The 20,535-nt window shown below is 43.4% G+C and carries 21 protein-coding genes; 3 read left to right on the top strand and 18 right to left on the bottom strand.

The features are described 5' to 3' along the window. Positions 1 to 84 precede the first annotated feature (84 nt). The gene (locus BCM02_RS02730; RefSeq protein WP_148927500.1) at positions 85 to 585 is read left to right on the top strand and encodes a hypothetical protein; all 501 of its coding nucleotides are present in this window, start codon (positions 85 to 87) and stop codon (positions 583 to 585) included. A gap of 299 nt (positions 586 to 884) precedes the next feature. On the opposite strand, the gene BCM02_RS02725 is transcribed toward BCM02_RS02730, so the two are convergent. The 8 genes from BCM02_RS02725 to BCM02_RS02690 form a co-directional block, all read right to left on the bottom strand. Continuing rightward, entirely contained in the window at positions 885 to 1,262 is a 378-nt protein-coding gene (locus BCM02_RS02725) for a hypothetical protein (RefSeq protein WP_148927499.1), read from the bottom strand. Between the two features lie 166 nt (positions 1,263 to 1,428). Then, on the bottom strand, positions 1,429 to 1,623 hold the full coding sequence (locus tag BCM02_RS02720) for a hypothetical protein (RefSeq protein ID WP_148927498.1): 195 nt from the start codon (positions 1,621 to 1,623) through the stop codon (positions 1,429 to 1,431). Between the two features lie 62 nt (positions 1,624 to 1,685). After that, positions 1,686 to 2,258: a GNAT family N-acetyltransferase gene (locus tag BCM02_RS02715; RefSeq protein WP_148927497.1), complete on the bottom strand. Its 573-nt coding sequence runs from the start codon at positions 2,256 to 2,258 to the stop codon at positions 1,686 to 1,688. A 238-nt stretch (positions 2,259 to 2,496) separates the two neighbouring features. Next, complete coding sequence (locus BCM02_RS02710; RefSeq protein WP_148927496.1) at positions 2,497 to 3,342, bottom strand: AraC family transcriptional regulator; 846 nt, start codon at positions 3,340 to 3,342, stop codon at positions 2,497 to 2,499. A 288-nt stretch (positions 3,343 to 3,630) separates the two neighbouring features. Continuing rightward, positions 3,631 to 4,227, bottom strand: a complete 597-nt coding sequence (locus BCM02_RS02705; protein WP_148927495.1) for a DUF4304 domain-containing protein — start codon at positions 4,225 to 4,227, stop codon at positions 3,631 to 3,633. A gap of 205 nt (positions 4,228 to 4,432) precedes the next feature. Beyond that, positions 4,433 to 4,888: a hypothetical protein gene (locus tag BCM02_RS02700; protein ID WP_148927494.1), complete on the bottom strand. Its 456-nt coding sequence runs from the start codon at positions 4,886 to 4,888 to the stop codon at positions 4,433 to 4,435. Between the two features lie 47 nt (positions 4,889 to 4,935). Further along, positions 4,936 to 5,403 (bottom strand): hypothetical protein, encoded by a 468-nt coding sequence (locus tag BCM02_RS02695; RefSeq protein WP_148927493.1) that lies wholly within the window; start codon positions 5,401 to 5,403, stop codon positions 4,936 to 4,938. A gap of 190 nt (positions 5,404 to 5,593) precedes the next feature. After that, positions 5,594 to 6,133 (bottom strand): HEAT repeat domain-containing protein, encoded by a 540-nt coding sequence (locus BCM02_RS02690; RefSeq protein WP_148927492.1) that lies wholly within the window; start codon positions 6,131 to 6,133, stop codon positions 5,594 to 5,596. 338 nt (positions 6,134 to 6,471) lie between these two features. Here BCM02_RS02690 and BCM02_RS02685 point away from each other — a divergent pair, with 338 nt between their 5' ends. Further along, positions 6,472 to 7,695, top strand: coding sequence for an IS110 family RNA-guided transposase (locus BCM02_RS02685; protein WP_148927491.1), 1,224 nt, complete (start codon positions 6,472 to 6,474; stop codon positions 7,693 to 7,695). Positions 7,696 to 7,862: 167 nt separating this feature from the next. Here BCM02_RS02685 and BCM02_RS02680 read toward each other — a convergent pair whose 3' ends face one another. The 9 genes from BCM02_RS02680 to BCM02_RS02635 all read right to left on the bottom strand — a co-directional run bounded on the left by BCM02_RS02680 (position 7,863) and on the right by BCM02_RS02635 (position 17,639). After that, positions 7,863 to 8,333, bottom strand: coding sequence for a hypothetical protein (locus BCM02_RS02680; RefSeq protein WP_148927490.1), 471 nt, complete (start codon positions 8,331 to 8,333; stop codon positions 7,863 to 7,865). Continuing rightward, positions 8,302 to 10,428 (bottom strand): site-specific integrase, encoded by a 2,127-nt coding sequence (locus BCM02_RS02675; RefSeq protein ID WP_148927489.1) that lies wholly within the window; start codon positions 10,426 to 10,428, stop codon positions 8,302 to 8,304. The genes BCM02_RS02680 and BCM02_RS02675 overlap by 32 nt, the downstream gene beginning before the upstream one ends. Next, entirely contained in the window at positions 10,429 to 11,787 is a 1,359-nt protein-coding gene (locus BCM02_RS02670; protein WP_246183162.1) for a tyrosine-type recombinase/integrase, read from the bottom strand. A 385-nt stretch (positions 11,788 to 12,172) separates the two neighbouring features. Then, on the bottom strand, positions 12,173 to 12,739 hold the full coding sequence (locus BCM02_RS02665; protein ID WP_148927488.1) for a DUF2812 domain-containing protein: 567 nt from the start codon (positions 12,737 to 12,739) through the stop codon (positions 12,173 to 12,175). A 12-nt stretch (positions 12,740 to 12,751) separates the two neighbouring features. After that, on the bottom strand, positions 12,752 to 13,078 hold the full coding sequence (locus BCM02_RS02660) for a PadR family transcriptional regulator (protein WP_148927487.1): 327 nt from the start codon (positions 13,076 to 13,078) through the stop codon (positions 12,752 to 12,754). Positions 13,079 to 13,516: 438 nt separating this feature from the next. After that, entirely contained in the window at positions 13,517 to 13,717 is a 201-nt protein-coding gene (locus tag BCM02_RS36540; protein WP_148927486.1) for a MafI family immunity protein, read from the bottom strand. 771 nt (positions 13,718 to 14,488) lie between these two features. Next, entirely contained in the window at positions 14,489 to 15,745 is a 1,257-nt protein-coding gene (locus tag BCM02_RS02645) for a PQQ-binding-like beta-propeller repeat protein (protein ID WP_148927484.1), read from the bottom strand. Between the two features lie 244 nt (positions 15,746 to 15,989). After that, a complete protein-coding gene (locus BCM02_RS02640; RefSeq protein ID WP_148927483.1) occupies positions 15,990 to 16,346 on the bottom strand; it encodes a hypothetical protein in 357 nt (118 codons plus the stop codon). A gap of 369 nt (positions 16,347 to 16,715) precedes the next feature. Next, a complete protein-coding gene (locus tag BCM02_RS02635) occupies positions 16,716 to 17,639 on the bottom strand; it encodes a ketopantoate reductase family protein (protein ID WP_148927482.1) in 924 nt (307 codons plus the stop codon). Positions 17,640 to 17,821: 182 nt separating this feature from the next. On the opposite strand from BCM02_RS02635, the gene BCM02_RS02630 reads away from it, so the two are divergent. Then, positions 17,822 to 18,373 (top strand): TetR/AcrR family transcriptional regulator, encoded by a 552-nt coding sequence (locus tag BCM02_RS02630; RefSeq protein WP_187433987.1) that lies wholly within the window; start codon positions 17,822 to 17,824, stop codon positions 18,371 to 18,373. A 258-nt stretch (positions 18,374 to 18,631) separates the two neighbouring features. Here the strand turns inward: BCM02_RS02630 and BCM02_RS02625 are convergent, their stop codons facing one another. Next, a complete protein-coding gene (locus tag BCM02_RS02625; RefSeq protein WP_187433986.1) occupies positions 18,632 to 20,503 on the bottom strand; it encodes a right-handed parallel beta-helix repeat-containing protein in 1,872 nt (623 codons plus the stop codon). Positions 20,504 to 20,535: the final 32 nt, after the last annotated feature.

The raw sequence follows: 20,535 nt of genomic DNA, 5'->3' as shown, positions 1-20,535 counted from the left end.
AACACGCCGGTTCGGTTGGTTCAAACGCTTGAACAAGCGGTAATGAGACTTAATGCTGTACACATGAAGGAGATGGGTGTTTCTATGAAGAAATCGGCAATCGGCGCAGCAGTATTGCTAACGGGTCTAGTCGTCTTTATTTCCGCTGCCTACGCAGTTGGCGATAATTACCAGCCTGTGAAACAGACACCTGACACGGAGACCGCTTATGTTACGCATTTGAACGGCAATCAATTGACCACCGATGCGATCCAATGGTACGAAGGCCAAGACGCCGACCGGATTTTTCTGGAACGCGAACCGGATTCAGGTCTAGATGCAGCACCGGATGGTTATTATATAGTGAACGACGACGAATCGATCCGAACGATCAACGTCGATCCGAACGCGCAAGTCTTGATGCAGATCTACGATAAATCCGGCAATCCCGAAGATCTTGATGTTGCATGGAACGAATCCATTTCGTTCAAAGAGTTCGCGGATGCGCTGAGTAAAACGGATGTACTGGATCTGAAAAGTTTTCCGTATCATTTGACGATCGAAAACGGAGTTGTAACGAAAATTGTGCAGCAGTATGTGCCTTAAGAGAGAGTTTCGAATCCAGCCAGATGGCTGGATTCTTTTATGGATATGATACTTTTACACAAAACCCGTATTTTATACATATGTCTACAATTCGGCATAAAGCCTTATTCCATAAGCTTTCGTATATAATGTCATACATTATATACGACTTTCTCAAATCTGCAGTTTATAAGTTTCGTTTCCGTCTCTTTACAGTTTATAAGTTCGTCTCTTTAGTGCCCGTTAACGCAACGACGGCAGCCGATCTTTCTGGCCGGCTGCCGATGGCTATCGTTCCTCTATAGCATTTAATGTTCAGGCTACACAATTCTGTTAACGTCATATTGCTTCGCTACAATCCAACCATTTAATCCGTATGAAGAATAGATCACATAATATAGATATCCTTCTTTCATAAGTCGAACCGATAATTCATCGACGCTATCATAGTACAATGGCCAGCAATAGGCTTTTTGTTTCTCCAACAGCTCTTTATTATTCTCAAAAAATTGGTTCAACCTATATTCTTGAATGTCCAAGATAATACTTCCCTCTAGGGTTTCGAATTGATGAGCTAGTACATCTTCAAATGAAACTTCCACTCGTTCGGAGTTACTGGCTTCCGTGTATAGAATTATTTTGTGATATTTTAGATCAACCAGATAAGATGTGATCTCGTTATCATGAATGCTAATCATTTGGCACCTCCTTAATAAGGATATTTTACACTCTTTTCAAGGATGGTTCATTCATTGACGTAAACTGCTAGTTAGCGCAGCGAAGGCAGCCGATTTTGTGGCCGGCTGCCTTCGGGTCATCATTAAGCTATCGTCTTCCGTTAGTTCAACCAGAGAAATGAATAATTCACTCTTTTATACTGAAAATTTCTTTTATTTTATCAATTTTAATTTCAAGCAAACCTTCTTTAGTGTCTACATGCAGGACATTTTCATTAAACGTATAGGCCCTTCCACTAAAGACCTTACCGTTACTGTCGATTACTGTAATTTTACGGTTTCCCTCAACAGTCCATTCTATAAATTGTATCTTGTTAGACATTATTTCAATTACCTCCACTAACTCCTTTTCTCTGTCTGATTGAACTATAGTCTCCCGATAGCTTAACGCTTGGAGTAATCCTCTTTAAGGAGCCCGTAAATTTCCAAATCCACAATTCCTTTTCCTGACCAAATAGTGGCTTGTCTTAATGTTCCTTCTTTTATAAAACCATTTTTCAGTAATACTTTTTTTGATTCATGATTTAGAGGCATGACTTCAGCCTGTATTCTGTTTGTGTTTACGGTTTCGAATAGGTATTTGATTAGTAAATTGACGGATTTTGTTGTGATTCCTTTCCCCCAGGCTGATTCCGCTAAAAAATAACCAATCGTCACCATACTTACCTTTTGATTAAAGTCCATTGCTTCTATAATGCCCACCATTTTATCAGGCTCTTCCTTAGTGAAAATCCCCCATTTTACACGTGCCTTTTTAATATAATCCCGTTCAAAGTGTCCTATCATAGTTTTTACAGTCTCTATATTGTGCTTTGGAATAATACCGCAATATTCAAATACACGTTCATTGTTGTATATCGCAAATACGTCCTCTAGGTTATTTAACTCAACCTTTCTAAGCGATACATCATTTGATTCTAGGACAGGGAATTGCTCAAAAACTATTTGAATGTTCATTTCAAAACGACTCCTTGTATTTTAGATACTTTCACATTAGTTTTTAGAAGGGGATAAATCTCTCTTAATGTTGCTAAACATGTGCTGGTTATTGCTATTTCTTGCATGTCATCTTCAAATATTTCTACTGTTATCCACTCGATTCAGTGCATCAATTGAGAAACGGCAGCCGCTCTGTGGCCGGCCGCCGCTGTGTCAAGATTGAGCTATCGTTCTCGTTACTTCAATAATAAGCTATTCACTTTTCAATGATGGGTACCCATAGCTCATGTTTGATCTTATGTCCCGGTCCTAAAAAATGCTCTATACAAGGTTGGTTTGCAAGCTCGTATCCGGACGTAGGAAGCCATTCTGAATATAACCTTTTCCAAGCATCAACAACATTAGGGAATACAGCATAAGTGCTTGGGGCAATTCTAATCTCCTCCATATCGGAAGGTGGTTTAGAGTCGTACCGTACTCCCATAAAGTAATCGAATACCTCATCCGTGATAGCCGCCTCTTTGCCGCAAATGCCGACAAGACTTTCCAACTTGCATTTAGGACTTACCCAGGACATGTCTATCAAGGCTTGTTTGAAGCCATCCTCGTTGGATTTTCTCCATAAAGCAGGAATTTCCTTAAATGCACGAGAGGTTTTTACACTTTGACGCTTTCCCACAAAACGCAATTCCGTTTCCATTCTTTCGATTTGATAGTCCAATTCTACATCCCCTTTAATTGTGATTTGAAAGGAGATTCGAGGATAGGCTTTTAACTGCACACCTTTTTCTCTAACTGAGTGGGGTGTGACACTGTGAAGCTTCTTGAACGCCCTTGAAAAAGCATCAGATGAGTCATACCCATATTTCAAAGCAATATCAATGATTTTGGCATCACTTGTTTGAATATCAAAGGCCGCTTTGGTAAGGCGTCTACGACGGATATATTCTGAAAGAGATATTCCTAATATGGATGAAAACATCCTTGAAAAGTGAAACTCCGAGCAGCAGGCTGCTTGAGCAACTGAAGAATATTCGATTTTATCATCTAGATGGTTTTCAATATAATCTACCGCCGCATGAAATCTATCAAGCCAATCCATATTCGCTCCCTCCTTTCAAAAATAATTATAGTGGGATAACTTTTCGTATACCCTGCAAACCATGCCTAAAAATGCAGGGTATCTTTATTTATATATTTCGCTAGCCAATCATTGCTATCCTCCCGTTAGCACAACGACGACAGCCGACCTTTCTGGCCGGCTGCCGTCGTTGATTGTTGAGCTATCGTTCGCCGTTAGCGTAACGAAAACAGCAGCTTGTCTTCGAGTGGCCGACAGCTGCTATCTTTATTGAATCCCGTTAATACGCCTTCAGCCAGCCATGGACAATTAGTACGAAATGCCGAGCCTTTTAAGGATATTCAGATGGAATTCTGCCTTAGTATTGTGATATTTTTTTATTAGCTTATCTTTACTCGCTTCCTCGTAACCATTGAGATACAGATAAACGGCTACTCCATCATAATCAGGATGATACATATCCAAATCTAATTTATTGTATCGCTCGACAAAGTTTAATTTTTCTACGCCAAGTAAATATGTTTTAAAATACTCAAAATCCTCTAACATATCTACTTTCATTTGCGAGATATCTTTTCCTTCTTCAAAGATATAGGACCGCTCATATTTCTTCCAATCTCCTCTGATATCTCCGATCCTTTTTCTTTCCAGGCAATGATACTCCTTCGGAAACTTGGGACGTTCTTCAACCCCCCATAGAATGTCATGCACAGACTGAATGAATATCCCTGAATTAAACCATACCCTCTTATGATCAGATGTATTATATTTACTTGAATCCACATTAAAACAAATACCATGATTTTCTAACTGTTTAAAAACGCTCCTGCCTTGACGACGATATTTATTTTGTTTGAACCACTGGAGAATTTCTTCTTTTATGATAGTCTCTAATTCATCTTGCATTTTTCTCCGCCCTTTATCAATCTTGTATGTTCAATAAAATAATAGCACTTTCTATGCATTTCAACTATCTAGCCCGAGCTATCCTGCGCCCGTTAGCGCAACGACGACAGCCGATCTTTCTGGCCGGCTGCCGTCGTTGATTGTTGAGCTATCGTCTCCAGTTAGCGTAACAATGCCTCATACTCCAGAAAAGTTCGTGCAATAACTACTCCCTTGGTACTTCAAGTAACCATGGGAGAATTGCTTTGAATTCGAGTTGGATTACTGGATCTGGAAAGTCATCAGGCACACACCTAAGTTCAAGGCTACTAAAGCCAAATTCAAACTCATTTATCTTAAATAAATTCAGTTCCTCCCATTTATCATCAACGTAATCAGGCCCGTCAAGTATTCTTCCAACTAAATGATAAAAACCCATGTAGATTACGCTACCTTCTTTGGACACTCCAAAGTCCATAAATTCCCCTTCTTTTGACGGGTCAATCCCCAGACCTTCAAAAAACTCAAGTAGTTCATTAGAAAATTGTTTACAGTTGAATCTATAATTCATGCATGAAGTACATGTACAATCATCATCTATTTTATGATTTGAATAATACTCCTTTGTTTTTGAATAATCCACCTCAATTTCCCAATCAGTAATTACTATCCTCTTAGTCAATTGTAGCTCCCCTTGTACGCGGTGTTCTTTAAGCAATAGTTCCTTCCTTAGCCTAATGGTCTAGTCGCACTAATGAGTTGGTTCTGTTGATCGAGTTCGTTTAAAGCATCACTAACCACATCATGAGTGAAGCTTTTTACGATTATCAAGTTTTCGAAGAACAAAACGCTACCATCTAAATTCCGATCTATATAATCAGCAAGACCTGCTTTTGTACAAATCGAACACCAGCGTTTTTCTCCAGTACTGAACGTTACTGTGATCTCTATATGCTCCAAAGAGTTCTCGCTCTCGTCTTGAATCTCATCATCAAATTTCCAGCTTTCAACTATAGGCACACAGCAGCTAGCATCTTCAAAATAATACTTACGAAACCATCTTGTTCGGTTATTATCGCCTTTGATTTTCACTTGTTCTTTATCAAGATCTTCGTCCAACGCTTCATATATTTTCCCGCGTGTCAAAGCTTCTCTATAGATACCTACGCTAGTACAAACGAACATCTTCGATGACATTTAAGGTCACCTTTCCGAAATTTGAATTGAATTACTCACAACTTGATTTTAACACATATTGGAACTATCCTGCCCAATAGCTTAATGAAGACAGGGAGTAGCTGCCGCGGCAAATTACTCCCTGGTTTGGTTCAACTATCGTTCCTCGATAGCTTAATCGTCTCTTCATTGAAATCAGAAAGTGTTTATGTTATTCGTAGGTAAATCGACCAAAATTCTCAATAGTGAATCTAATTGACTCCACTACCTTTGGGTTATTTTCTGTTTTAAGATGGTCCTCTAATATAGGGATCATATCAGCCCGCGATAACCTAAACGTAATGTCCGCTACTTTGCTCCTGACCTTTACACTTTTGTCCTTCAGAGCTGCTTTAAGCAAGCAAGGTATGACATCCTCATGAGGTTTATCAATTAATGCCGTTAATATATTGAATCTTACCTTTGAATTACTGTCATGTATCAGATTGAAAAACACCTGCTTAGCCTCTGGATAATGATATGTGAGTTGAGCAAGTCTTCCACCAGCTACATCAACAACATACTTATAATTAGTCTTCATGGCGGTAATGAACGGTTCCAATAACGCATCAGACAAGTAATTTTGGGCATTTATTTCGATGATTGAATCAATCATCCTATAGCATAACTCTCTTTGAGTTGGATCTGTAACCATATAGTCAACAGAAGCGTATTCTTTATCTTTTGAAAACATAAATATTGGCTTTTTCATTATTCAAATTATCCTTTTATAATTGGAGTAGTTTCTGGCTATTCTCCCATCACAATAATAATACCACATATTAGAACTAAACTGCCCGTTAGCCATCCATGCCCCTGCCGGGGCACCACAGAGTAATGAAAATTTTTATGCGGCGTTTTATACTATTCTTACGGCTGGTGAGGAAGGTCGTTAAGCTATGGTGTCGCGAACCCATCCGTTAGTCTGACTACAACGATCACGGTGCACCACGGTATGTCGCTCCTTTTTGGAAGCACGCGGGGTAGAGTAATCCTTTTCTGGTTGTTGCGCCAGTCCTCAATTTCAATTGCCGTAGAAAGGTGAATGCTATGGATATCCTGATCGAGCGCGCTTGCGGTTTGGATGTTCACAAGAAGTCCATTACTGCTTGCGTCATGACTTCTGAAGGAAAGGAGATTAAGACGTTTCGTACGCACACCGTTTTCCTGCTCGACTTGATCGACTGGATTAAGCAGCATCGCTGCACGCATGTGGCTATGGAGAGTACAGGCGTTTACTGGAAGCCCATCGTCAACCTGCTTGAAGCCGAAGAGATTACTTTCCTTGTCGTCAACGCCCAGCACATCAAGGCGGTTCCCGGCAGGAAGACGGATGTGAAGGATGCGGAGTGGATCTGTAACCTCCTGCGTCACGGACTGCTCAAGCCCAGCTATATCCCGGACCGTAACCAACGTGAACTTCGCGAATTAGTTCGCTACCGTCGTAGCCTGATTCAGGAACGCTCCCGCGAACATAACCGGGTCCAAAAGGTCTTGGAAGGCGCCAATATTAAGCTTGCTGCCGTTGTCTCCGATATTATGGGCGTGAGCAGCCGCGATATGATGGGGGCCATGATCGAAGGCGAAGAAGATCCGGAAAAACTGGCCGCCTTTGCTCGGCGGACGCTAAAGAAAAAGAAAGAAGAGCTGGAATTAGCCTTGCGCGGCAACATGAGTGCCCACCAGCGGATCATGCTGAAAACCATGCTTACGCACGTTGATTTTTTGAATGAGCAAATTCTCGAACTGGATACGGAGGTAGCCAAACGGCTCGACCCTTTTCAGCAAGACATTGAGCGGCTAGATACGATCCCAGGGGTCGGCCGGCGTACCGCCGAACAAATCTTAGCCGAAGTTGGGACTGACATCGCTTCACGCTTCCCATCTGCCGCTCATCTCTGTTCATGGGCAGGACTAGTTCCAGGGCAAAACGAAAGTGCCGGAAAACGTAAATCCTCGAAAACGCGCAAAGGCAACAAATATCTCCGAGCGGCACTGATTGAAGTCGCCCACTCCGTATGCAGATCCGACAATTACCTAGGAGCCCAATACCGGCGCATCGCCGCCCGAAAAGGCCGACACCGAGCAGCAGTGGCAGTCGCCCACTCCATTATGATCATTGCTTACCATCTTCTCATACGCAAAGAGGACTACAAGGATTTAGGTAGCCATTACTTTGAGCAGCGACAGCAAGAAGCGATTGTTAGACAGGCCGTACGAAGGCTCGAGAATCTTGGTTTTCAGGTCGCTCTTTCTAATTCGGAAGCTTCTTAACCTTCCTGTTGTTTCATATTTCCCTCAGAAAGAAGCACAGTTTTTAAAAACCATTAAAGCTGGGCTTAGTTTCGTGCTGCCATTTTTGGGTTTGTGCTAAGAGTAATTTTCGGGGTAGCTTAACGCCTGCTGCTATTTAGCTTACTAATTTAGATCGACTAATATAATCATTGAAATTTCTCGAACTCATTTTTTAACCAAATCTGATTCTGCTGAGCAACATATTGTTCTAGCCGTATCAGATGTTCCACCAGCTCGGCCTTTGTGGACTGCATATAACGCTGTCTAACGCGCTCTAGGTCACGGTTAATCTTGATCTGCTTGAATGAGTCCATATCGTCCAGGAGCTGCTTTACAGACCTTTTACGCGGCTTATACGGCTTGGCAGTTCGGTACTGAACGAAATAATCATGGAGTTCACTATTTTTACGAATCGTATTAGGGTGAATGCCTTCACCATCCGGATCCAACTCCCGAGTTAGTTCCGATACAGTACGATAAGAAACGGGATTATTATCTTTAACAAGCTTATCGATGGCATTGATTCCTAACTCTACGGATCTGTTTTTTCGTTGCTCGTATCTGACCTGAAGCCAAGATAACTCATTATTTACGGGCGATTCTGATTTCTGGCGCATGTTTTTCATCCTTCTGGTATCTTTCAATTAATTGTATCTCTTTGAGCTCATTTCGAGCGCGGTTCTTAGTTATCTTCATCTTTTGAGCTTCCAGTGGCAGTCCAAGTTTTTCAAATCGCTTCTCACTTTCATCTGCCCAATCGTAAAGAGCTGTTATTTCATCTTTAAACTCTGGCCGTGGAACCTTTGCTGCACAACCGATACATGCCATTTTACTAGGACAAACGGAATCAATCGTACAGATGCCTCCGACTACTTTTGAAAGAGTTCCTACTTTCTCGCGGTAGTCATCATATATTTCTTGAAGTTCCTCTGGCCCACGCAATATCCCCTTCTGAATATCGATTTGAGTGACCCAGTTTTCATGCAGACTATTTATCGAATCGGAAACTTGCTGAGATGTTGGAGCTGAATAGTACGCGGTTACCTCAACATCCTTCTGGTGAAGGAGAGATTTTACGATATCAAGTGGGATCTTTTCGTTTTGCACAGCGTGTGTCGCAAATGCGTGACGAAGTAAATGAGATTTCACAATTACCTGGTTACCCTCTGCAGTTTGAATAATGATCCCGTGGAGTAAGAACCTAAGGATAGCGTTAATTGAAAAAACGTTGATATGTCTCGAATTATACTGAAAAATGTATTTTCGAGCATTAAGAAGATGTTTTCGACTCTCAACATCATATTCAACCTCTGGTATCCCGTCGTTACCGTAAGACTCTTTCAACATCTTTACAATTTCAGTCATAAACTTAAATACATCTTCCGGCATGTAGTAATTCTCAGGTTCCTCTCGTCCTTTAGGCGTAAGTCGAAAAATATAATTTTTCCGTGGCGGAGAAGCGCTCTTATCGACGGTTATGACGCAGCACTCTTTGTCATAACTGATCTGAAGGAGTTCATTTATTCTGGCGCCAGAAGAAGTAATGATATCTAACGCGAAACGAGCGAACATGCAGGCGGCGAAAATCGGCTCAATACTAACGAACACTTTATTAGTTGTACGCTGTTTTTTTGTTAGATATAAGCCCTGCATAAGCAAACCAGGATTACGCGGAAGAAACGGTGCAATGGTTTTCCCATCCGTCTCCATCTCATAGCCCCAATGATTAAGGTATTCGATTACTTTTGCTCGATGTTCGTCTGTTGTGTACTCGGAATTCCATTGCCCTAATACTCGGAGCCGTAAGAGATCAATAAACCATGGGCCATCCCCGTCAGATCCATCATCCAATTTCTCAGCTTTGATGTATTCCATGAAGTACTGCTTTTCGAGGTTATACCGGTAAAAGTGCTCCCCATCTATAGATTTCTCATAGCTTGAAAAATCCCAGAGTTTAAAGTACCATCTTTCATTTGCATATTCAGATTCATCGTAATAAAAATCAATAGGCAAAGTAAGCCCGTTGTCCTTAACGGACTGTATGGCCTTCCTAAAAGCCTCACGTAGTCTATTGACCTGATTCCATCTTAGATGGCCAATCGCCCTAATTTCGGGCAGCAAAGGCGTTATGGCAGAAGTATCTTCTTTCCTTTTATTCTTTGCATTTGTTATTGCTTTAGTACGCGCACTAAAGTCTCTATTGTCGAACGGGAGATTCGGCAGTAGATAAAGGGCGAGGTCAGCCTGAAGGTCATCGGTAAACTGAGTTCCAATCCACTTCTTCAAATTGAATATGAAAGTATTATAAGTAGTTAGTAGGCTCTGCCGCTGCCGATCGGAGTGCTCAGGCAAGATCTGTCCAGTCAAGTACATTTCGACATGGTGAGGCAATAAGTCCTCGACCTTTGATATATTGAAATGAGTAAAAAGATCGCGAAAACGTGCGTTTAAGACCGACGTAATGTTCATGATTGATGACGGGGTCAGTCTCCGATCAGTAATACAAAGAACCGCCAATGCAAAGTGATTCGCCCATGGGTGACCAACACACTGTTTGGCTAGGTATTTGAGGTTTTTCTCCTCAACTTGGTCCCAATAGAAGTTTCCATTATGGTCGGTTAAAAACAGTAACTTGTCAGCGATCTTCCCAAATAGAAGTTTAGCCCAAAGCTTATGTTGAATTTCATCGGGTATATCTAAGATGTTGGTCACTTAATCATTCATTCCTTCGTAAAAGTCATTTAGCCACTCTGATTCTGGATCGGTCGTTATACTCTCTTCAGATTTAACCGGCGTTCTGTGAATTGGCTCTGGTTTAGCCCCATCTTTGATTGACTTAAAGAACGCTTTTTCGCGCTTGGTATAGTTCTCTTGAAGCTGTTCATGTAGATCACGAAACTTCTGTTCATCATAATAATGCTCGTATACAGCTAAAGTATCTGGATCACGCCACTTCATGTACTCGATTAGCTGCTTCTTCTTGTTTTCAATCTCAGCATTGGTATTCGAGTTCTCATAAATCCCTCGAAGCATCGATGTAACAAACCAGTGCCTGGCTTTGTGTGGATTAAGCTTAATTTCAGCACTTGTTGTGATTCGAGCCCAATTCGAATAAAAAGCAGAGTAGGTATATGCTGAGCCTCGAGTAGACAGAAATAAAGGCTCCTTGTCAGGCAAATCATGAAACTTAGCTTGAGTTTCAGCTGCTTGTCTTCGCTCTGTATTAACATATCTAATCAGCAACTTTAACGTCTCTGGAGAGATCCGAATGAACTTAATCCTTTTTTTATAGCTCCCCTTATTACTTGCGGCTAACTCATGTATATCTGTACGCTTCCGATAATCGCCCACGGTCAACTCTAATATTTCTGATATTCTGGCGCCTGTCTCAAACATAAAACGAGTAATGATTTCGTCTCGTAATCGCCAATTATTTAGGCTCCCCGAATGATATATCCGATAGGGTAAATCCCAATCTCCAATTATCTCCGGAACCCACTCTTCGTTGATAATCTTAAAGTAGGAATCAGTTTGCTTTCGGAAAGCAAGCGGTTCCTCGGTACCAGCTGCCTTCGGCATTCTTGGCCTTTCCGGTCGCAATCCTGGCTGTTCTCCATAAGAATCTTCCCATTCTAAATCAACTAGCGGATTGTCATACGGATACATTTGTAATCGCGTCATGCTTCTGTAAAAGCCTTTTATGGCCGCTAAAAATAAATGCACTGTTTTTGAGCTCTTACTGGTCGTGTAAATACCTTCGTGATTTTCTCGCCCGCGGATCTTACAGTGAAGCTTTTGAATTAGGTATTGCCTTACGGCTTCTTTTACGGCTTCAGATTGATCATTCCAACGAACTAATGAGCCCTTGTAATGACTCTTCTTCTCGATCCATGAAAAGAATGGTTTTAGAGTATTTAGATATGCGAGTACGGAGCCCTCACCTATTCGATTGATCTGATCGTGATAATATTCTGTTAAGGGAATGAAGGGCTCTTTATTTCCGTTATAAACGATTAACCGATATTTGCTTTTCACTCCCTTAGGACAAAATACATGAAAATATGAACCCAATGTTCCCACCTCGATGTTCTATTTTGGGCATAAAAAAATGGACTTCCCACACTCTCAATTGTGGGTGTCCACATATAATGTATGACACTATATGAAAATACAGTTATAGAAAGGTTTCGTCAACACTTCTTGTAAATTGATATTACATTGTATTTTATACATATGTCCATTGATCGGGTAAAATGAATCGAATTGCCCTACGGTCTGAAGACAAGAACTATGTTACATAAATGACAAGAACTTTAGCACATCCTTTGCTGTCTACTTTCACACCATTAAGAAAGTTTGCAAAGATATTAAAATCTAAGAAAAATAAAGATCCGCTAATCAGCGGATCTAATTGTACGTATGCTCTTGTTTTCAATTATTACGTCTGCAGCCGACCTTAGTCGGAGTGCAGCTTAATTAGCTTCTGGAATTTCAGCACCCCATAGCCGAGTAGCAATACGCAGAGCAATTGGAACACACTCAGTGCGCCTATGAGAATTGAAATCCGGCTTTCCCCCATCAAGCCACTGATCCAGTGTTTGGAATTCACTAGCAATACCACGAAGTTCACCAAGGCTATGATTCCAAGCATCTTCTGGACTCTTCGGTAAAACGAACGAATCGATTCCTTGTCGCTGTACAGTTCGGTCGTCTCTCCCTCCAGATATTGCCTCCGAAAGTACCGCCAATTCACGCAAGTCCCGACATACTCCCAGCCAGCGTCCGCATACAGATTGCAATATTCTTCAAGTTGCTTATCGTTCATCGTATCTTGATAATCCATCCGATACTCGTACCGGACACTTTGATCAAAGTCGAAGCGGTAACGAAAAACTCCCGGACGGTTCAGTTGTAGTCCTCGCTTCGAACAGTCGGCCAGCCAAGCCTCATCGCGCTTATAGTCCCAAACGAAGGATAATCGGTTTTTGTATATCGACTTTGCGCTCCCAATATCAGTTACCATTGGTATTCCTCCCTAAAGTTGTGTGACCTTTCGGCCGTTGCGCAACAGTTCTTCCAATCGCTCCATTTCCGCCATCACGACCTGTTTGCCAAACGGGGTAATCGCATAGGTTTTGCGGCGCGAATCCGCTTCAACTCCATCCGAAGGGATGATAAGTCCTTTTTTCATCAAATTGTTGAGCGCTGTGTACAAGGTTCCCGCCCCTATTTTGACGCGGCCTCCGCTCAACCTCTCCACATCCTGCATCATTCCGTATCCATGTGAGGGGGAAGCATATAGAGAAACCAAAATATAGTAAAACGCTTCGGTCAAGGGCAGTAAATCCCTAGTGTTCTCCAAAGGGTCGCCTCCGTTCTTTAAATATATATCATATGTCGATATAATAACATGCGATGTATCGACTGTCAATATAACTAAAAGGCCGAATACCCTCTTGAGTCTCATTCATATCACTGCCCCACAAGGAACGCATAAGCAGCCTCATTTCCGCCCAAGCAAAAAAAGGCTATCCCTCCTACATTCTGGGGTTAACTTCAAGTCAAGGCCACTTTTATCGCCCACTCGGCAATGTGTGCATGTTCTTGTCACTACACGGCAATGTGCCCAAGTTCTTGTCATTTACGCATGACAAGAACTTGGATACATAAATAAAAAATCCGCTAATTATGCGGATTCGTTTGTACGTATGTTCTTGTCACCCGACAGTCTTAGTTTTTTTTGTAAGGATAACAAATCCTTCAACGAGTGTTTGACAACATGTATAATACTAAAGTTTCTTTAGCTGGATCCAACTTCTTTAATCAATAAGTAAGTATCTTGAGATATGTCTAGCTTATCCTCAAATATAGAGGCGCATAGTGTCTCAAGTGCTACCCCCCACTCGTTATGCTCTAACAATTCTTGAATAGACTCTTTGTCTCGCATAGAGAGAGATTTAATACTATCAAGGAGCTTGAAAATTTTTGTTTCTATATCCATTTATCTTTATTCCCTCTTTCTGTTCTGTTACCTTGTTGGGAAAGCTGTAATAATTCCTTCCCCTGTCGGTTCAACAATGACTTTAATTTTCACTCCGCCTCTGACTCCGGTTACTTCATACCTTTGCTTTCCTTTGACCACTCTTCCTTTAGTCCATGTAAGATTACTTTGCCGCTAACTTTTGCACCCTTTACTACGGATGGTCCCACTACAAAGGGTACGAATGGAATACCTGATTCTTTGATGATATTTTCACGTACACGGTGATGAGCCGCTAAAAAGAAGTCGCACACAAAGTACGCACATTTTTATGACATAGTAACAAAAATGTGACTTAAGGAGTGGAAAAGTGGCTAGACATCAGTATGACTCAAATAACATCACAATAAATACAGTACAACAAATTTGTCCGCTGACGAAAGCTCAGGATGTCATTGCTGGACGATGGAAAATCATCATCCTATCGCATTTAAAATGTGCATGGGGTGATTCGTTTTATTGAGGTCGGGAAAGGCAAGGGAGCAGCCACCTCAATTGCTTCACTCATATAGTAATGTACAAGAAGAAGCGGGAATCACACGGGCACATAAAATATTAGTTGCCGGTGATGATTTCACACACACCCCTTATATAGTTAACTTCGAGAAGGCGAAAATCCCACGGGTGAGTATAATTTTTTTACTCCCTCTCCATTTCGAACAAATAAAAGCCCTTCCCACATACCGGGAAGGGCTCTTCCGTTTATCCGGAGGCTTGCTTTTTTGGTTAAGTTTATGATGAAGCCGGAAGCGGGACGACGATTTTGTAAATTTTAGAATTCCACACGGTATAAAAGGTCGTCTCGTTGTAAAAGTATGTCGTCTCGTCTTCCGTAAAGTCCGGCTTATAGGCATAGTGATAGCGATGCAGCGGATTTCCCTCTAAATCGGCATATACAATGGCATCTTCTTCTTCTTCATAGTAGATCATGTAGTTCTCCGTCGTATACGTCGTTCCTGACCGAGCGGTAGAATACATATATTTGCTTAGAGTACCAGATTTAAGATCCATGACATAGCCATAATCGTTCTGGGACCAGTCTTGCAGCAGCAGCGAGCCGTCGTTCAAGATCAAAATCAAGCCGAAATGCATGTCATCGGGATCGAAGCTCGAGTCAAACTCGGGAATCGAGACGGACCATAGCAACTCTCCCTTGGCATCGTAGCTGTTCCAGCTGCCTTCAACATCCACATAGTGGTAGGCATTGCCGTGAGCAATCATAAAGGTATCCATGAGCTTCGCAACCGGCTTCATCCATAGAAATGCGCCATCAGTGCTATATGCGCTCAACATTGCCCGGCCCGGTTCGTATCCGGAATCATGGATGTACAAGACATCCTTCTCTAGACTTATCCAACTGTCCGAGCTGGCTTTCAGCGGCGTCTTCCACTTCGCTTTTCCGTCCGTTCTAAGTTTAAACAAGCCATATTTCTTATCTAAGACGTAGAGACTATTATCCTGTTGTATCGTCGAGACGACCGAGGAGAAATCTCGCTTCCACAGAAACTTAGCTTTCGCATCGAATGCGAGCAGAACTTCCGCGCTTCCCTGCATGGCGCGCAAATAATATGTGCCGTCGGCAAGCACTTGGTCGCCGTAATATTCGGTTAAATTATAAGTTCCGGGGGCTACGGCTTCATAACGTTTGCCCGTTTTATCGTAGATAATGACTTTAAGTTTTTGATCGCGAATTCCGTAAAAATAGACTCGGTCGCCACTGAACTCTTCGGCATGAAGCGGAATCCCTTCATTATTTGCAAATTCCCAAAGCTTCTTTTGGTTACGGACGGCGCCGTAATAAATCTTTTTGTTCCCGTAAGCTCGGTAATAGACCGTCCCATCCTCGTCGACATGCAGAATCCGCGTGGATTCCTTCCCCGAAACGCTGCCCACGCTAACCCCATGAATCGAAATGGCATCCGCCCATACTGGGGACGTGAAACCAAGCATGCCCGCTGCTAGCATCAAGATGAGTAAAAACCGTTTCAAAATGTAGGCCTCCAATATTAGTTATCCTTCCAACCCCACCTATTATAACAGAACCAAAGTCCCGCACCAGCTGCATTTCCTTCCATTTTAATGGGTTGGAAACATTTAACAAACCGCTTGCCCGACTGACCGGGCAAGCGGTTTGGAGTCAACCTGATCTTTGCCCGCCTTTAACTTCAATGAAAAAAAGCAGCTAATCGTAAGATCAGCTGCAGAGAAACTTGATTCAGCCGACGTTCCCCGCTTATCTGGTTCCGGATCGCCGCTTGAAAAATGAAGGATTGAACCAAGTGATTCTTACTTTCCTCTTCGTTTGAGGATTGGACCATACCCACTCCTGCCAATACTGGTAGCCAAAAAGCAAAACCGCGATTCCGAGCATCATCGGATAGCTGGCCCATGAGGGTAAATTACCACCCGAGGTTATGCCAAGCTTCTTCCACAATAGACGCAGTCCAAAGGCATATATGAAATCAATCGCTGCGTTGGCTGCCATATAGATCCAGAAAGAGCGGTAGGTCAGGATGAAAATCCAGATTGTCCCGACTAGAAATAAGCCATAAACCGTATGAATCTGGGCAACTTTGTCCCTATCGAACATGGTGATTTTGTATTTCCCTCAACCATATCGGTATGCTATTTGGTACACAAGCGTTGTTTATGACGGTGGCCAAAAGAGCGACGGGCGATTACCGTATTCTAATAATGAGTCCTTCCTAGTTGAAATCAAGCGCAGACGGTTGAATTGTTCCCTAGAATAAATAAGAAGATCTCCTTGTTGTGGTTCAACTTCAACTGGTATCCTGATCTGGTCGTAGACATCGCCTTGCAAGTTCATCCAAGAGTCATTACACACATTATCCCTATGTCGGGATCTGAGGATGATTGCAATGGAATATCTGGATGCCCTGTTGCCGGAGTGAGTGTACTACGGGCTTTATTTGGTTCAGGACGATCTCTCTCTTACGGACTACGATTGGATATTCCGCTCCGCCTCCAAAGCATCCCAGTTCGGCGTAGGCACATCCGACCTGGTCCTTAACTCGGCAAATGTGTAATTCAACGCATTAAGCTCCGCATCCGTCCCATCAATCAACCGACTAATCGGGAGCAAGAAGAAAAGCTTTAGGACCCAGCGAACTAAGCGTGGATACCTGATAATCCAAGATGCTTGCCCCACCGGGGTCAGCGGGTAACCCAATGAATCCAGTACCTGAAAGCCCTCCCCCATCGCCGCCACCAACTGACGAAACCTCTTGTCGTCACGAACAACCTGTTTCATTTGGAAACCATGGAACAGAATGACCATGTTCATGGGCACGACTAACACCATGTGATTTTTTAGCCAGGCATCGATCAGATCATGATAGTTGAGCTTGTACTTGGTTCGCTTGAATGCCTGCTCCAGCAGGGAGCGGAACGGAATGGGGCCGTTCAATCCCCCGATGACCATCTGCCCATGGCCGCCACGGATGCAAATGACTTGCCCATCGGCACGAGTGCCAGCGGTAGTCTGGAATCCAAATGCGACCTGCTTGGGTGAACGCCCAGCCTTCAAATATTCCTGCATAGCATAGGTATCCATATTGTTGCCAACCAGTATAATATTGCGGCTATCGTTGTTCGCGAGGATCGGCAGCACAGCCCCAAAGTCCGAATATTTCATCATGACGAAGATCAAGTCATACAAGTCACCCGGCTCAAGCGTACGAACCACACGAACCGGATCGAAGGTTGTCTTGCGCTGAACGTAATGCCGGATGACCACTCCCTTCTCTTCCAGTTCCTCCGCTCGCTTCCCTCTTGCCAACACGGTCACATCATGACCGCCCCGTACTAGGACGTGCGCTAAATAGCTTCCCTGCACACCTGCTCCGTACACAAGTATGTTCAATATAGTCCCCTCCACATACGATTAACGGATGTTTAATATATAACAGATGTTGAATATATAACACCTGTGCACTACAATCAAGGTAACATTGGAACTAAAGCAAGCGCAATGGCTAATCGTAACTGCTTTTGTTGAGAAATGAACAACGAAAGCTGGATATGTTCAAGAAAGAGGGGGAAAACATGGATCGACGCATCGAGCGATCAAGACAAATGATTATGCAAGCGTTCATCGGGTTGTTGGAGGAGCAGGATTTTGAGAAGATCACCATTCAAGGGATTGCGGATCGGGCCAATGTCAACCGCGGAACGGTCTATTTGCATTTCACAGACAAATATGACCTGCTGGAACAGAGCGTGGAGACGTATCTGATGATGCTTGTCGACAGCTGTTTACAGGAGGAAGGAGCAGCCACTGAACTATCCCGGGAGCTTCTGATTCGTGCGTTCACGTATCTGAAGGAGCATGCATCGATCTACCGCGTGTTGATGACCAACAAAGGCATTCCAACTTTCAGACATCGTATGACACAGTTCATTCAGGGAAATATTACCGTGGTTGTGAACTACATGAATCTGGAAACGGGTATCCATCGAGATGTGATGGCGCAATTCTTATCCATTTCCGTTACGGGGTTGATTGAGTGGTGGATCGTCGAATCCATGCCGTATACGCCAGAAGAGATGGTCGAACAGATGACTAAGATACTGGAAGCACGGCTGCAGCTATGGTGAACTTAGTATCCTATCTCCCCGCTTTCACCTGAATCTGTTCGCCGTCGCACCAGGCGTTCATGTGACCTGAATCTATGAAGCGGATCGCCTCAATCCGAATAAATAGACTCACCAGACATGAGAAAGATGTTCTCTTCCGAGCAGAAGCTATCGTAATATCAACCTGATAGCAAGAAAACACGCCTGTAGCCGGGGTTTCAGCTACTGGCGTGTTTATGCCGTCTTCAATGATACACTCTATTTTGCGGGTAGCGCTGCTTAATACTGAATCGCGCCGATGCTCGGGCTCGTCGGATCCCATGGGTTGCCATAGTAATCGACGAAGCCGCTGCCGAGCGCCGCAAGATAGGCATTCGATCCTGAAGCTTTAAATGGCGAATTGGCGCTCAAATGAAAGTCTCGATTCGCATAGTTAACGAAAAGAGGATCGCCAGTTGCGTTATTATTGCAGGTGTCTAACGAATACGTTGTTTCACATGCATTCAGTGTGTTTATTGCAGCGTTGGTAAGCGTCTTGTAGCGAGCGACGGTGGTGCTGGAATCCCAGAACGCGTTATTATTCACGGTCAGCATCCCTGTTACCTCCGAGGAAACATTCAACCCTACGGGCAGATAACTCGAATCGTCAGCGTATTGCCCCATCAGATTATTAGCAATCTGAATATTCGTTACGTTGCCTTTCGTTTTATTGTAGTCCCTCACTTCAATCGCATACCCATCGGTATCGAGAATCGTATTGTTCACAATAAACAGGTTTTGGGATTCCAGATCGACGGTTATGTTCTGTGCGGCTGTAGTGCCTTTTTCACGCACGGGCCAAGGCGCGACATCCATTGCAAAAGGCTGCTTCGTCTGCCTAGGGGTTTCAGTGACCCCGACGAAAATATTGCTGTAAATGTAGTTATCCCTTCCTCCAACGTGACTCGTCGCTTGGAAATCATGAAAATAGTTGCGCCGAATAGTATTATTGGTCGTCTTACCCGGTAATCCGATCACGCCAAAGCCATGCATGTAGTCGGAGTTGCCTGACGAAACGTCATTCAATTCGACGAGGACATGATGAACGCCATGTGTCCGGTTCGTACCCAGCCATAAGCTTGTTTCCAACGATATACCGCCATGACCAAAATTAAGAATGGTATTTCCCCTGATGAGTCCGCCTTCAACCGCATCGAGGAGAAAGATGCCTTCGCCGCCATAGGTGATGTCCGGATTGGTATGGTTCTCTTCTTGCGTCCACACCTTGTCGATCACATTGTTCGTTATCGTAAGGTCGGACACGTATTGAGCCCATTGCTGCGGGGTAGGATTGGGATTATTCAACGCCTCCCTATTATAAGCCCGTATCCCGCTCTGAAATGTCTGCCGGATCGTATTATTGTCGATCGTGATATGGGAGCTTGGCGCTTCGACGTCGACAACTCCACCTTTAATATCCAGATTCTGAATCGTCACATAATTTGCATTTCTCACTAACACAGGGATATCGTTGCCGATCAGCTCGACGTGTTGCGGCGCGCCAGTCGTTGAGCCGACGTAGACAAAGCCGTTATTCGCATACCATTCGTAAGGTTGGTCGACGTCCGTTTCGTTCGCGTTCGTATCGTTGGTATTCACCTTGAATTTGGATACGCCATCTTCGAACAAGCGTAGCGTGCCAATCCCAATCGCGGGTATGGCATGCTTATATCGGTTCGTACCATCGGATATCCAGCCTGTTTTACTAAGTAAATACGTGAGCGAGATCATGGGCTTCGCTCCGATGCCGTAAGCTCCGACCACGATGGGGGCGGCGCTGGTTCCTGATGCACCGATTATTTGGAGGGTGCCTCCAATTTTCGTTCCGGCGCCGTTCACACTGTTTCTATACCAAGCATCGCCGCGTTTGAAAAGAACCGAATGTCCAGCTGATAGCAGCGTGTTCGCAGCCGAAATCGATTGCTTTGGCGTGGATGGAGACGTACCGTTATTGGCATCGTCTCCGGATGTGGAGAAATAATAGGTCGTACCTGTGGCAGAAGCAACCTTCGGCTGCGGCACGACAATCGTGCCTAACGCAAATACCAACAGAAGCAAGGCTAGACTGGTCGACTTAAAGCTCATGCTTTTCCATTTACGGACGATGATCACATTCACTCCTCCTAAATGTTCGATCATGCAAG

This window comes from Paenibacillus methanolicus (genome assembly GCF_008124765.1).
GTDB classification, from domain to species: Bacteria; Bacillota; Bacilli; order Paenibacillales; family Paenibacillaceae; genus Paenibacillus_Z; species Paenibacillus_Z methanolicus.
This window is presented reverse-complemented; position numbering and strand designations above follow the sequence as displayed.

What these genes read in the sequence shown, in the direction of transcription:
- BCM02_RS02690 (WP_148927492.1), bottom strand. Translation starts at nt 6,133, where the DNA reads ATGAAAAAGCCAATATTTATGTTTTCAAAAGATAAAGAATACGCTTCT.
- BCM02_RS02640 (WP_148927483.1), bottom strand. Translation starts at nt 16,346, where the DNA reads ATGTTCGATAGGGACAAAGTTGCCCAGATTCATACGGTTTATGGCTTA.
- BCM02_RS02720 (WP_148927498.1), bottom strand. Translation starts at nt 1,623, where the DNA reads ATGTCTAACAAGATACAATTTATAGAATGGACTGTTGAGGGAAACCGT.
- BCM02_RS02710 (WP_148927496.1), bottom strand. Translation starts at nt 3,342, where the DNA reads ATGGATTGGCTTGATAGATTTCATGCGGCGGTAGATTATATTGAAAAC.
- BCM02_RS02725 (WP_148927499.1), bottom strand. Translation starts at nt 1,262, where the DNA reads ATGATTAGCATTCATGATAACGAGATCACATCTTATCTGGTTGATCTA.
- BCM02_RS02715 (WP_148927497.1), bottom strand. Translation starts at nt 2,258, where the DNA reads ATGAACATTCAAATAGTTTTTGAGCAATTCCCTGTCCTAGAATCAAAT.
- BCM02_RS02705 (WP_148927495.1), bottom strand. Translation starts at nt 4,227, where the DNA reads ATGCAAGATGAATTAGAGACTATCATAAAAGAAGAAATTCTCCAGTGG.
- BCM02_RS36540 (WP_148927486.1), bottom strand. Translation starts at nt 13,717, where the DNA reads ATGGATATAGAAACAAAAATTTTCAAGCTCCTTGATAGTATTAAATCT.
- BCM02_RS02730 (WP_148927500.1), top strand. Translation starts at nt 85, where the DNA reads ATGAAGAAATCGGCAATCGGCGCAGCAGTATTGCTAACGGGTCTAGTC.
- BCM02_RS02695 (WP_148927493.1), bottom strand. Translation starts at nt 5,403, where the DNA reads ATGTCATCGAAGATGTTCGTTTGTACTAGCGTAGGTATCTATAGAGAA.
- BCM02_RS02685 (WP_148927491.1), top strand. Translation starts at nt 6,472, where the DNA reads ATGGATATCCTGATCGAGCGCGCTTGCGGTTTGGATGTTCACAAGAAG.
- BCM02_RS02630 (WP_187433987.1), top strand. Translation starts at nt 17,822, where the DNA reads ATGGATCGACGCATCGAGCGATCAAGACAAATGATTATGCAAGCGTTC.
- BCM02_RS02680 (WP_148927490.1), bottom strand. Translation starts at nt 8,333, where the DNA reads ATGCGCCAGAAATCAGAATCGCCCGTAAATAATGAGTTATCTTGGCTT.
- BCM02_RS02665 (WP_148927488.1), bottom strand. Translation starts at nt 12,739, where the DNA reads ATGGTAACTGATATTGGGAGCGCAAAGTCGATATACAAAAACCGATTA.